This window comes from Roseinatronobacter alkalisoli, assembly GCF_028745735.1.
GTDB classification, from domain to species: domain Bacteria; phylum Pseudomonadota; class Alphaproteobacteria; order Rhodobacterales; family Rhodobacteraceae; genus Roseinatronobacter; species Roseinatronobacter alkalisoli.
The window spans coordinates 209,173-221,764 of the sequence record NZ_JAQZSM010000006.1; the positions used below are offsets into that span (position 1 = coordinate 209,173).

The 12,592-nt window shown below is 60.8% G+C and carries 10 protein-coding genes; 6 read left to right on the top strand and 4 right to left on the bottom strand.

What is annotated here, in order from left to right:
* Nucleotides 1-26 precede the first annotated feature (26 nt).
* The 3 genes from PUT78_RS09310 (at nt 27) to PUT78_RS09320 (ending at nt 4,165) form a co-directional block, all read left to right on the top strand.
* Nucleotides 27-887: a hypothetical protein gene (locus tag PUT78_RS09310; protein WP_274351975.1), complete on the top strand. Its 861-nt coding sequence runs from the start codon at nt 27-29 to the stop codon at nt 885-887.
* 126 nt (nt 888-1,013) lie between these two features.
* A complete protein-coding gene (locus PUT78_RS09315) occupies nt 1,014-2,735 on the top strand; it encodes a type I secretion system permease/ATPase (protein WP_274351976.1) in 1,722 nt (573 codons plus the stop codon).
* Nucleotides 2,732-4,165 (top strand): HlyD family type I secretion periplasmic adaptor subunit, encoded by a 1,434-nt coding sequence (locus PUT78_RS09320; RefSeq protein ID WP_274351977.1) that lies wholly within the window; start codon nt 2,732-2,734, stop codon nt 4,163-4,165. The genes PUT78_RS09315 and PUT78_RS09320 overlap by 4 nt, the downstream gene beginning before the upstream one ends.
* 456 nt (nt 4,166-4,621) lie before the next feature.
* Here PUT78_RS09320 and PUT78_RS09325 read toward each other — a convergent pair whose 3' ends face one another.
* Nucleotides 4,622-5,554: a pirin family protein gene (locus tag PUT78_RS09325; RefSeq protein WP_274351978.1), complete on the bottom strand. Its 933-nt coding sequence runs from the start codon at nt 5,552-5,554 to the stop codon at nt 4,622-4,624.
* A 177-nt stretch (nt 5,555-5,731) separates the two neighbouring features.
* Between PUT78_RS09325 and PUT78_RS09330 the strand changes: the two genes are divergently transcribed.
* A complete protein-coding gene (locus PUT78_RS09330) occupies nt 5,732-7,264 on the top strand; it encodes a VOC family protein (RefSeq protein ID WP_274351979.1) in 1,533 nt (510 codons plus the stop codon).
* Between the two features lie 59 nt (nt 7,265-7,323).
* Here PUT78_RS09330 and PUT78_RS09335 read toward each other — a convergent pair whose 3' ends face one another.
* The 3 genes from PUT78_RS09335 to PUT78_RS09345 all read right to left on the bottom strand — a co-directional run bounded on the left by PUT78_RS09335 (nt 7,324) and on the right by PUT78_RS09345 (nt 10,690).
* Nucleotides 7,324-7,866, bottom strand: a complete 543-nt coding sequence (locus tag PUT78_RS09335) for an NADPH-dependent FMN reductase (protein ID WP_274351996.1) — start codon at nt 7,864-7,866, stop codon at nt 7,324-7,326.
* Nucleotides 7,866-9,644: a monovalent cation:proton antiporter-2 (CPA2) family protein gene (locus PUT78_RS09340; RefSeq protein ID WP_274351980.1), complete on the bottom strand. Its 1,779-nt coding sequence runs from the start codon at nt 9,642-9,644 to the stop codon at nt 7,866-7,868. Before PUT78_RS09340 ends, PUT78_RS09335 begins: the two co-directional genes overlap by 1 nt.
* 104 nt (nt 9,645-9,748) lie before the next feature.
* On the bottom strand, nt 9,749-10,690 hold the full coding sequence (locus tag PUT78_RS09345) for a ring-cleaving dioxygenase (RefSeq protein ID WP_274351981.1): 942 nt from the start codon (nt 10,688-10,690) through the stop codon (nt 9,749-9,751).
* 73 nt (nt 10,691-10,763) lie between these two features.
* Here PUT78_RS09345 and PUT78_RS09350 point away from each other — a divergent pair, with 73 nt between their 5' ends.
* Together PUT78_RS09350 and PUT78_RS09355 are read left to right on the top strand one after the other, a co-directional pair.
* Nucleotides 10,764-11,732 carry a LysR family transcriptional regulator gene (locus PUT78_RS09350; RefSeq protein ID WP_337994669.1) on the top strand — a complete coding sequence of 323 codons (969 nt, stop codon included), beginning with the start codon at nt 10,764-10,766 and terminating at the stop codon, nt 11,730-11,732.
* A 745-nt stretch (nt 11,733-12,477) separates the two neighbouring features.
* Nucleotides 12,478-12,592 (top strand): LysR family transcriptional regulator (locus PUT78_RS09355; protein WP_337994670.1); only part of this gene is annotated, 115 nt, incomplete at its 3' end.

Sequence of the window (12,592 nt, forward strand, 5' to 3'; positions counted from 1 at the left end):
TAAACTCATTTAATCGGAGAACTGCAATGAGTACGAAAACATTCACATTCGAAGGCGACGGCTACAAGTTCGAAGTCGAGCTGACACTCGATGCGGACGGCAACGTCACTGCAAAAGTCACCGCGGTCGAAGGCTCGGCTGACTTCAACGCCTTCTTCTGGAGCGACGGCGACGACACCGCCGATTTCGACGGTTTCTCGCGGAAGGAGAGCTCGCTGAACATGAACGGCGAGGGCTCGAAATACGAAGGTGAAGACGGTGTCGAGGACGTATTGTGGGACGGGGCCCATGTAAACTCGCTTCCCGGCCTCGGCAAGGAAGGTGAGGGAAAGCAGTCATTCGTCGGAGAGGGTGACACAAAGACCTTCGATCTCGCAGGGATGACAGCAGAGGATTTCGAGAACCTCGAATATTTCGGCATCCGTGCAACCAGCGTGAACGGCGATGGCTCGCTGAAACTGGTGGAGAAACCGGAGGAAGATATGGATCCCCCGCCGGAGACCGATTTCTTCCCGGAATGGCCGCAGGACATCTCGAACGCCGTGTTCTACATTGACACCACCGGCGATGGTGAATGGGACCTGGCGGTGAAGATCGACAGCTTCCCCGACGACGATGAAATCGGATGGATCAGCAATGATATGGACGATTTCTACGCCTGCATGTTCGAATACATCAAGAAGGTGGACGACCGCGTCGACGACGACTCCACGCTGATCGGTGTGTCGATCAAGGGTGGCACGTCAGACGACGCCTTCTTCCTTATCGAAGGTGACGAGAACGGACCGGAACCGGACGAAGGCCCCACAATGAATACAGGGCCGGGAACGACCGAATACGAATACGAAGACTTCTATGACTTCTACCAGGAAGATTGCGTCGCCTGACGCGGCGTTTTCGTGATCGGTGGCGGATGAATGGGCCGAGCCATGGCTTCGCCCTGTCATCGATGATCAAAGTCGGCGGGCCGCAATCACGCGGCCCGCCCTGAATGATCTCGGTCCAGAGTTTCCATGCCCAACTTCCCAGACAATCTGAAAGCGGCACGTTCAGAGAACCGCGGGTTGCTGATCCGCGTCGGCCTGTTCAGCATCTTCGTCAATCTGCTGATGCTGACCGGCCCGCTGTTCATGCTGCAGATCTATGACCGCGTACTTTCCAGCCGGTCGGAACCCACGCTGGTGGCGTTGTTCGTACTGGTGGCGTTTCTGTATCTGATGATGGCGCTGCTGGACCATTCGCGCGGATTGATGGTGGCGCGGGTTGCGGCACGGTTTCAGGACCGGCTGGACCATCGGGTGCTGTCGGCGTCCATGCAGCGGCTGGCGCTGCGGGCGGGCGATCCGCTGGCGCAAAACGCGCAGCGCGATCTTGACAGCCTGCACCGCTTCATTGGCTCGCGCGTATTTCTTGCGCTGTTCGACCTGCCGTGGGCGCCGATCTTCCTGACCGCGATCTTCATCTTTCACCCAGTTCTGGGCGTTGTGGCACTGGGGGGGGGCGCGATTCTGGTGACGATTGCCCTGACCAACCAGCGTCTGACCAAGGGACGCCAGCAAAAAGCGATGCAACTGTCCGAGGAAGCCACCCGGCTGGAAGGGCAGATCAAGAACGAGGCCGAGACGATCCAGAGTCTGGGCATGATGAACACCATCATGGGCCGCTGGCAAAAGGCCCGCCGCGCCGCAATCGAGGCCGATGTGGCCGCAAAAGACCGCGCCGACGGGTTTTCAACCAGTTCACGTACCTTTCGCCTGTTCCTGCAATCCGCGATTCTGGCGGCGGGTGCCTGGCTGGTGCTGCAGAACGCGCTGACGCCGGGGGCGATGATCGCGGCCTCTATCCTGCTGGGCCGGGCGCTGGCACCGGTCGATGCCACCATCGGGCAATGGTCGAATGTGCAGCGCGCGCAGGAAGGCTGGCGACGGCTGACGCAGTTGCTGGGCGCGGTACCGCCTGCGTCCGAACGCACGCCCCTGCCCCGCCCGGACGGGCGGCTGGACGTGCAGAGCATCACCATCACCCCGCCCGGCGATACGCGCTACGTGCTGCGCATGGTGGCCTTCAACCTGGAGGCGGGGCAGGCCTTGGGGGTCATCGGGCCCAGCGGCTCGGGCAAATCCACCCTGGCGCGGGCACTGGTGGGAAGCTGGCGGCTGGCTGGTGGGCGCATCAAGCTTGGCGGTGTGCCCCTGGACCAGTACGACCCGGATGTGCTGGGGCGGCTGATCGGCTATCTGCCGCAGCGCGTGGGCCTGTTCGAAGGCACGATTGCCGAAAACATCTCGCGCTTCGATCCTGACCCCGACCCTAATGACATCATCAATGCCGCGCGCGATGCCGGGGTGCATGAACTGATCGTCACGCTGCCAGAAGGGTATGACACCCGCATCGATGCCCGCGGCGGAAGGCTGTCCGGCGGGCAGGCCCAGCGCGTGGGCCTGGCGCGCGCGCTTTACGGTGCGCCGGCCCTGATCGTGCTGGATGAACCGGACGCCCATATGGACCGCGAGGGCGTGGCCGCAATGGACAGCGCCATCAATACCTGCCGGGCGCGCGGGACGACGCTTGTGGTAATCGCCCACCGGCCCGCAGCGCTTCAGTCCTGTGACATGCTGCTGGTGTTGGAAAGCGGAACCCGCGTGGCCTTTGGCCCACACGCAGAGGTGATGGCCAACATGGGCAAGAAGAAACCCCCGAAGTTTCAGGGTCGGATTGTAGGGGCCGCGCCATGACCGTTCCTGCCGCCAACAAGGCCCAGGGCGAACTTCCGACAGCCGGACCCCCTATGGATGTCACTCCGGCACGGGGACCCGCCGCCTTCATGCCCGCCCGGATAGAGCGGCACCCGCCCCGCGACATTCCACAACCGCCGCTGCGAATTTCGGTGCGCAAGCCAAACCTCATCGGCTTTCTTGCGATCCTGATCCTGCTTGGCGGCTTTGGCTCATGGGCGTTCCTCGCCAACATTTCGGGCGCTGTCATTGCGGCCGGGGAACTGGAAGTCGAGCAGCGCCGCCAGATCATCCAACATGTCGACGGGGGTATGATTCAGACAATTCTGGTCACAGACGGCGATCATGTGACCGCTGGCCAGACGCTGCTAGAACTTGATGGCACGCGCCTGCGGGCAGAATTTGCTATAACTGAAGCCCAGTTTTTCGAAACCCTGGCGCGCATCGGACGTCTTTTGGCAGAGCGCGATGGCGCCGATGAAATCCGGTTTCCCGACATCCTTCAGCACACCGCCAAGGATCGGCCTGATGTCATGGAACTGATGATCGGGCAGCAGGGCCTGTTCGAAGCCCGCCGGACACGGCACCAACAACGGACCGAGCAACTGGAACAGCAACAAATTCAGGTCCGCAGTCTGGTCGCTGGCATTGAAGCACAGATCGTGTCAGTCGAAACGCAGTTGCAGATTGCGCAAGAGGAACTGGTCGCGCAAGCGTCGTTGACAGAACGTGGGCTGGCAACCACCGCAAGGTTGAATGCCTTGCAGCGCGAAGTTGCCGAGCGGACAGGAGATATGGGCAACCTTGTTTCGCGCAGGGCAGAGGCACTGGAGCGTATCACAAGCATTTCCCTTGAAATAATTTCCCTGAATTCGACACGGCAGGAAGAGGCGATAACCCTGTTGCGCGAACTGCACGGCGCGCAACGTCAATTATCTGAACAGATGCAGGTTTTGACGGATCGCATCGGCCGGTTGGAAATACGCGCTCCGGTCGCCGGCATAATTCATGGGCTTGAGGTCAACACAGTGGGATCTGTCGTGAAAGCTGCAGCAAATGTGATGTCCATTGTGCCGCAAGATCAGCCACTTCTGGTGAGCGCACGAATCGAGGCGAATGACATCAATCGGGTCTTCACCGGGCAGCGGGTCACCTTGCAGTTTCCTTCTTTCAGTTCGCGCGCCATGCAGGAGATCAGCGGTCAGATCATACACATTTCCGCTCATGTCTTTATGGATGAGCGAACCCGCAGTAGCTACTATCAGGTACGGATCCGCCCCAATGAAGATGATCTTTCATATCTGGAAGGCCGCCACCTGGTGCCGGGTATGCCCGTCATTGCCTTTGCCCAGACAGATGCACGTTCACCGGTGGATTACCTGACAAGACCACTGGCGGATTACTTTCGCAGGGCATTTCGTGAAGAATAGCTTACAACTTCCTGAAAACCTGTCGTTTCCGGCGTGATAAGGTAGACTTTGACACCCCTTCAAGAAGATCTTGCCGACGCCGAAACATATGCGCGGTTCATCCCCGTCGGTTGGGGGGAACAGGTTTTGCGCACTACGCTAATGGCCGGATTGGCACGCGCGCCAGAATGGCCTGGAAGACCTGATCTTCCGACAGAGGCGCATGTTGAGGGGAGTGATCTGTTGACGGATGTCACGCAGGATCTGCCGCCACCGGAACACAACAATGATGGGCCAGGCATGTGATCCGCACACGCCTTCCGTTCGCAAGAAGCGACCTTTGGTAATTGCCGCCAAGCCCAACACCGCTGCCGGGCCTACCTTGCTTGCAGCACAACTCTGTCATCTTCGCCCGGGCGGCATACTCCTGGAAAGGTCCAGCAAATCCCGTGCAAAGGTGATCCCTTCTGCAGACATTTATGGCAACGGAATATGCTCCGCGCGGTCTTTGGCAGGCAGGTCGAACAACCCTTGCCCCCATCTGGCAGCGCGCCATTCTTCCTTCGCGGCCTCGATCTTCTCGCGCGAGGAGGCGACGAAATTCCACCAGATATGGCGTGGCCCGTTCAGTGTTGCGCCCCCCAGCGCCATCAGCCGCGCGCCCTGCTCGCCCGCGCGCACGGTGATTCTGTCGCCGGGCCGAAACACCATCATGCGCCCCGCCTCAAACACCTCACCCGCGACCTCAATCGTGCCCGAAGTGATATAGACGCCCCGATCCTCATGGTCATCAGGCAACGGAAAGCGCGCGCCGGGTTCCAGCACAACGTCCAGATAGAAAGTTTCGGAATACATCGTAGCGGGGGCTTTCGCGCCATAAGCCGTACCAAGAATTAACCGCGCCTTAATGCCGGTATCAAGGATTTCAGGCAATGTATCCGCGCCATGATGCTCGAAAAACGGCAGTTCATCTTCGCGGTCCTCTGGCAGGGCGATCCATGTCTGGATGCCGAACAGGCTGGACGGCCCTTGCCGCATCACTTGTGGTGTGCGCTCAGAGTGGGTGACCCCCTTGCCCGCCATCATCCAGTTCAGCGCGCCAGGGCGGATGATCTGATCGGCGCCGGTGCTGTCCAGATGATGGAATTCGCCCTGATACAGGTAAGTGACGGTTCCCAGCCCGATATGCGGATGGGGGCGCACATCTATCCCCTTGCCAGTCAGGAATTCCGCAGGCCCCGCCTGATCAAGAAAGATGAATGGCCCGACCATCTGCCGCTTTGGCGCAGGCAGCGCGCGGCGCACCTCGAACCCGCCGATGTCACGCGCACGCGGCACAATCAGCGTTTCAATGGCATCTACCCCCACATCATCGGGGCATCCGGGGTCAAGAGTCGGGTTCCAGCTCATGGCGCATCCTCCTGTTATCAGATTAGTCTAGGACGACATGTCAAACCCGGCAAGCAAAGCCTGTTCGTCTGCGCCGAACACGGCATTCGCCCCTGCAGCGGTCGTGGTCTATTGCTATGACCCATATATGAGGGACGACCCAAAAGCGCGTTCGCGCCACAGCACGGAGGATTTCCCATGCCATCCGGATTTCACCACCTGACCGCAATCACTGCGCGGGTGCAGGCCAATGTCGATTTCTATGCAGGCTTTCTGGGCTTGCAACTGGTCAAGCAGACTGCCGGTTTTGCCGATGGTGCGCAGTTGCATTTGTTCTATGGCGATGCGGCAGGCAGCCCCGGCAGCGTGATCAGCTTCCTTGTGTGGGAAGCAGGCGGGCGTGGCCGTAGCGGGCATGGGCAGGTATTCGAGTTGGCCCTTGCCGTACCGCCCGCCAGTATCGGCGAATGGCTGGCCCGTGCGCTGCGCGCCCAAATCCCTGTCGAAGGGCCTGTGCGCGAATTTGGCGAACCGGTCCTGCGGCTGCGCGACCCTGACGGGATAATTGTCAAGCTGGTGGGCGCTGACCTGCCTGCAACGGCCCCGCTGCCGGACCCGATTGCACCAACGCGCCTGCGCGCGGTCACCCTGCTTAGCGATAAGCGCGATGCAAGCGCCGGTTTCCTTGCCCAGTTTGGCTATCGCGCAGGGCCTGCAGAAGGCGCTGTGCAGCGCCTAATGTCGGATACCAATGTGATTGACCTGCGCGATGGCAGCGGTTTCGTGCCTGCAATTCCCGGCACCGGGATGATCGACCATGTGGCATTTCGCGCGCGTGATGCAGATGCTGTGCGCGCCATGCAGCGCAAGCTTGGCACCGCGCAGGGACTGACCGAGATGCATGACCGGCACTATTTCCTGTCACTCTATGTCCGCGACCCCGCCGGTCATTTGATTGAATATGCAACCGATGGTCCGGGCTTTACCGTTGACGAGCCGCAAGAGGCCCTTGGCCAAAGGTTGTTTGTCCCGCCACATGATGCCGCGCGCGCGCAGGATCTGCGCGTGATGTTGCCACAATTCGCCCTGCCCAGCGCAGAAAGGACTCCCATGCGTGATTTGCCCTTTATCCACCGTTTTCATACGCCGGACGATCCCGATGGATCGGTCATTGTCCTGCTGCACGGCACAGGCGGGAGTGAAGCCGACCTGATGCCACTGGCCCATCGCATCGCGCCCCGCGCGACGCTGCTGGGCGTGCGCGGGCGGTCCACCGAGGAAGGCATCAACCGCTGGTTTCGCCGCTTTGATGCCGTGACCTATGATCAGGCCGATATCCGGTCTGAAGCAGAAGCGTTCAAAGGGTTCATGGACAGCGCTGTCCAAAGCTACGGGTTGGATGCGAGGCGCATCAGCTATCTGGGCTATTCCAACGGGGCGAACATTCTGGGCGCGGTGATGTTGCTGCATCCCGGTCTGGTGCAGCGCGCGATCCTGCTGCGCGGCATCGCTGTACTGGAGGATGCGCCAACCCCCGATCTGGCCGGGGCCGACGTATTGCTGCTATCGGGCGCGCATGATCCCTTCGCCCGCATGGCACCGGCGCTTGAAGCGGCGTTGCGCGGTGCCGGTGCCAGCCTTGACGCACAGACCCTGCCCGCAGGCCATGACCTCGGCGCGGCGGATCTGGATGTGTCAAAAGCATGGTTGGGCCAGCGAATGGTCAGTTGAGGCATGCCCTGAAGCGGCCCCCCGCCCCGCAGTCCGGGGCGGGGGGCTTTCAGATTCCGTCAAATGACTTCTGCAAATCCGCCAATGAAAGCTGCCAGCCGGTCCCGGCTGGCGGGATCGGCCAGGTTTCCATCCTCATCGAACAGATCACCCGCGCGCGGCACCATCAACCGCCCCTCCGCCCAGAATTCGGCCTTGAGCGTGCGCAGAACCGGTAGCCAGTGGTTCTGCGCCATGATCGTGCCAAACCCGCCGGGCGACGCGCCGATCACTGCGACCGGCTTTCCGACCCACATCTGCAGGCCCGGCCCGCGCGACATCCAGTCGATGGTATTTTTGAACACGCCGGGAATACCGTTGTTGTATTCCGGGGTCACCAGAAGCACCCCGTCTGCTGCCTGTAGCTGGGATTGCAGCGTTTTCACCGCAGGCGGCAGGCCAGAGGCTTTTTCCAGATCACCATCATAAAGCGGAACTTCGCGGATTGATCCGATCTCAATCTTTGTGCCTTCCGGCACCAGTTCGGCTGCGGCGCGCAGCAAACCCGCGTTAAACGACGCGCGCCGCAAGCTTCCGCTAAGGCCAAGGATTGTTTTTGTCATCATGCATCTCCTTCTGACAAGGGTTTGGTGGGCGTCAAGGGCTCCGGCACCGGCGCTGTCAGTATCTTGTCGCGCCCGGACATGATATCGCCCTGCACCTGTTCGGTCAGGCGCTGCGCATCGCGGCGGCGGACATCTTCCAGCGCCTCGGTCACTCGGGCCTCATCCCAGCCAAGGCGGCGTAGCCCTTCGGCCCCCATCAGCAGGGCCGATTCAACTGTCTCGCGTATCTCATAATCCACGCCTGCGCGGATCAGTTCCATCGAATGGCCCCGATCATAGCTTCGCGCCAGAACTGTCGCATTCGGGAACTCGTGCTGGACCAGTTCGGCAATGGCGCTGACCGCGCGCCGATCATCGACACAGATAAGTATCACCTGCGCCTGCGCCGCACCCGAAGCGTGCAGGATATCCAGCCGCGTACCATCGCCGTAATAGACCTTGAAGCCAAAGCGCGCAGCCTCTCGGATGCGGTCGGGGTTGTGCTCGATCACAGAAACATCCGCGCCGCGTGCCAACAGCATTTGCAGCGCGATCTGACCAAAACGCCCGAAGCCGATCACCAGAACCTGCCCGCGCAATCCATCTGCCGCATCAACCCCGTCCAATGCGGCCCCCGGATCGCGCAGCAGCCGGTCGGCCGCGATCAGGATCAGCGGTGTAATCGCCATCGACAGGATAACAACAGTCGAGAAAATCGCATTTTCGCGCGCATCGATCACCCCGCCCGCCAGCGCGGCGGTATAAAGGACAAAGGCAAACTCGCCCCCTTGTGCAAACATGACGGTGCGGCGCAACGCGGTCAGATTGGCCCCGCCGAAGGCCCGCGCTGTAGCATAGATGGCCACCGCCTTGACCAGCACATAGACGACCAGCATCGCCAGCAGCAGTGGCCATTCGGCGGCCACCACAGCCAGATTCAGCGACATGCCGACCGCAAGAAAGAACAGCCCCATCAGAAGGCCCTTGAACGGCTCGATATCGCTTTCGATCTGATGGCGATAGCTGGAGCCAGAGAGCAGAACCCCGGCCAGAAACGCGCCCATTGCCATCGACAGGCCCACAGCCTCCATCAGAAGGGCGGCCCCGAGTACGACCAGCAGCGCCCCGGCACTCAGCACCTCGCGGGTGCGCGCGCGCGCCAGAAGGGCGAAGAACGGATCAAGCAGCCAACGTCCGGCGACCAGCAGCGCCACCAACCCGGCCAGTGCCAGCACCATGGCACTCAGCCCGCCCTCACCCTGTCCGACAGGTGACAGAAAGGCCACAACCGCCAGCAAAGGCACGATCAACAGATCCTCAAACAACAGGATAGAGACGGATTTTTGCCCCTCAACACTCGCGATTTCACCCCGTTCCTGCAAGGTGGACATGATCACAGCGGTCGAGGACAGCACAAACCCGGCCCCAGCAACAAAGGCTGTAACTGGTGGAAGTGCGAAAACCACCACACCCGCCACCGACAGCAACGCAATGGCAAGGCTCACCTGTGCAAGCCCCAGCCCGAAAATCTGCCCGCGCAGCGCCCATAGCTTTTGCGGGCGCAGTTCCAGTCCGATGACGAACAGAAACATCACCACGCCCAGTTCCGCGAAATGCAGGATCGTGTCAGGGTCCGTGAACAGCGCCAGCACTGATGGCCCCACCAGCGCCCCGGCGGCAAAATACCCCAGCACTGACCCAAGACCCAATCGCCGGAACAGCGGCACGGCAATCACCGCCGCGCCCATCAGCACCACTACCGGGCCAATGACCGGCCCCAATCCTTCTGCGGCCATCGGCCCACCCCCTTCAAACTGAAACGCCTGTGCATATCAGCGCCAGACATTATTCAAGCTGTAATACCTGCCGCCGGGTCACCCGGCGACAGGCAATGGTTCTTTCACTCCAGCGGCTTCAGCCCCGCCTCTATCGCGGCACGACGGGGTTCAAGGAAGGGCGGCAGTGACAATGCCTCGCCCATCGTCTCGAACGGCTCGTCCACCGCAAAGCCCGGCCCGTCGGTCGCCAGTTCAAACAGATTGCCGCCCGGTTCACGAAAGTACAGGCTGCGGAAATAATAGCGCTCCACCTCGCCCGAACTGGGCATGCGTAAGGTATTCAATCGCTCTGCCCATTGGCTGAGTGCCTGTTTATCAGGCACACGGAACGCAACGTGATGCACCGCGCCTGCGCCTTGTTGCGCCATTGGCAGGCTGGGTTGCACAGCCACATGGAGTTCAGACACTGGCCCGCCTGCGCCCATTTCATAGACATGCACTTGGCCGATCCCGTCGGGGCTGGCATAATCGCGCACTGCGCGCATGTTCATCAGGCGCGTGAGCACCGCCTCGGTCGGGGCAAGTTGCGGCACAGATATGGTGATTGGCCCCAGCCCCCGGATCTGATGTTCGGCCGGAACAGGGCTGCGCGCCCATGGATGCGCGGCGCCGGATGCATCCGCCGTCAGACGGAAGCGCTGGCCCTCCGGATCCTCGAAATCAAGCGTGGCGCGGCGATCCGTCTGTTTGATGTCACCAGGGACCAAACCGGCGTCCCGCAGGCGAGCAGCCCAGTATTCCAGGCTGTCCTCAGCGACACGCAGCCCCGTGCGGCTGATCGCGTTCGTGCCGCGCCGTTCGCGCCCGACAGGCCAGTCGAAGAAAGTCAGGTCCGTGCCGGGACTGCCCGCGCCATCGGCAAAGAACAGATGATAGGCGGATGTGTCGTCCTGATTAACGGTTTTCTTGACGCGCCGCAGCCCCAGAGTTTCGGTGTAAAACCGGTTATTGCCCGGCGCGTCAGCTGTGATTGCAGTCAGGTGGTGAATTCCAGTCAGGTCCATAAGGGGCCTCCTTTCGTTCTGAACAATATGACAGGTCACAAAGCGATTGTGCAGGGCCTCATGCATCAACCCGGTGTTCGCGATTGCCGAACGACAGGGGCCGGTATATCCTCAGCTGATGCGCTACACGTTGGACGAGATCGAAACCTTCCTGACGGTGATGGAACTTGGCACCGTGACGGCTGCTGCGGCGCATATGAACCTGTCGAAATCCGTCATCAGCAAGCGTATTTCCGATCTGGAACGTGCATTGCAAGCCGCCTTGTTTCTGCGCAATGCAGGCCGTGTCACCCCAACCGAAGCTGCGCTGCGGCTGGCCGAGCAACTGCGCCCCGCCCTGACCGCCCTGACTGCAGCCACCGAAAGCGCGTCCTGGGGCATGGATGGCGCCGCCCCGTTGCGCGGGCGGCTGTCCATCACCGCGCCCATGAGTTTCGGCACATTGTTTCTCAGCCCGATTCTTGCGCGCTTCGCGCTGGCGCATCCGGGGCTGGAATTGCGTATCGACTATGACGACCGCGCCCGCGATCTGGTCCGCGACGGGTTCGATCTGGCTGTTCGCATTGGCGATTCCCGCGACAACGCCTTGATCGGCCGGACGTTGTGTACCGACCAGATGATCGCCTGCGCCAGCCCCGATTATCTGGCCCGTCATGGCCACCCGGCGACACCCGCCGATCTGGCGGGGCATCAGGTGCTCAGTTACAGCCATTTGCCAGACGGGCAGCTTTGGCAGTTTGCGAAGGACGGGAAACTTGCCCCGGCCCCCGTGCGCAGTTGCCTGACCCTGAACAACGGCGAGACCATGCGAGATTTCGCACTGGCCGGTCTGGGGCTTGCCATGTTGCCGGGCTTCATCGTTGCAGATCCGATAGCGGCAGGCAGGCTGGAACCCGTACTGCCGGGCCACGCAACACGAAAGATGCCAGTTTTGGCGTTGTGGCCACCAATCTCCCCCATGCCGGCCAAACTTCGCACACTTGTCGATCATCTTGCGCTGGAACTGGCGGGCGGGCGCCCCTGGACGGACCTTGACGGCTGAGCTCTGCACGCCGTCAGTCCCCATAGTCACAGGGATCATCTTTGCGTCACTTCCGACATATCACTTTATGTCAGGGACCGTGGTCCAGTTCCGGATGATCATATGGCGGCTTTCCACCCCTGCACAGGGGCCACCCGAAGCGACAAGGCCGACCCAGAGCAGTCATTGACTCCAAGGTCGAAGGCAGCGCAGCGTTCACGCGACCGGTCGTCGGCGCATCGCGCAGCATTTCCCTGTGGCGGATGACAGCAGTGCGGGAAATAGCGGTCCTCGTAACGGCCACTTCAGTGCACAGAAACCACCTCACCCAGCTTAGTTCTGCGCAGCCTTCACCACGGACTTGAAACTCGATTCATTTACGATTGCCCGGGCAAATTTTGTGGCCACGTCTTGGTCACCCTTATCAATCAGCCGATTCCGGATCAATCAATCGACGATATTGTTCGCCACAATTTGGGTATCGTCCGGGATATCTGTCTCAATGATTACCAACGCTTCTTCAGCTGTTAGATCTCGGCCTTCTTCTGTGCTCTTGACCTTGACCAGTTTCCTTAGAAGATCAGCCTGAAGGTTTGACAGCCAAACCAACTCATCCGTGGGGATGTAATTCTTGAAAACTCTTGCTTAATTTTGGCCGGGTTCACATCTCGTTCTTCTATATCTGGCGTCGCGCCCCGAGAGTAAATGTTACCCTTAAGCCAACCAAGCTTGGCTTGGAAAACATCCGCCAATTCGGCACAACAGCCTGACATTGGCCGCCGACGAACTGAATGTCAGTCAGGTCGCCGTCAGCAGACAGGTGCGTGTGCTGGAAGACTACATGGGCGTCACATTGTTCCGGCGCCTGAATCGCGGCCTGG

What these genes read in the sequence shown, in the direction of transcription:
- PUT78_RS09325 (WP_274351978.1), bottom strand. Translation starts at nt 5,554, where the DNA reads ATGAGCTGGAACCCGACTCTTGACCCCGGATGCCCCGATGATGTGGGG.
- PUT78_RS09345 (WP_274351981.1), bottom strand. Translation starts at nt 10,690, where the DNA reads ATGGACCTGACTGGAATTCACCACCTGACTGCAATCACAGCTGACGCG.
- PUT78_RS09335 (WP_274351996.1), bottom strand. Translation starts at nt 7,866, where the DNA reads ATGACAAAAACAATCCTTGGCCTTAGCGGAAGCTTGCGGCGCGCGTCG.
- PUT78_RS09320 (WP_274351977.1), top strand. Translation starts at nt 2,732, where the DNA reads ATGACCGTTCCTGCCGCCAACAAGGCCCAGGGCGAACTTCCGACAGCC.
- PUT78_RS09310 (WP_274351975.1), top strand. Translation starts at nt 27, where the DNA reads ATGAGTACGAAAACATTCACATTCGAAGGCGACGGCTACAAGTTCGAA.
- PUT78_RS09340 (WP_274351980.1), bottom strand. Translation starts at nt 9,644, where the DNA reads ATGGCCGCAGAAGGATTGGGGCCGGTCATTGGCCCGGTAGTGGTGCTG.
- PUT78_RS09315 (WP_274351976.1), top strand. Translation starts at nt 1,014, where the DNA reads ATGCCCAACTTCCCAGACAATCTGAAAGCGGCACGTTCAGAGAACCGC.
- PUT78_RS09330 (WP_274351979.1), top strand. Translation starts at nt 5,732, where the DNA reads ATGCCATCCGGATTTCACCACCTGACCGCAATCACTGCGCGGGTGCAG.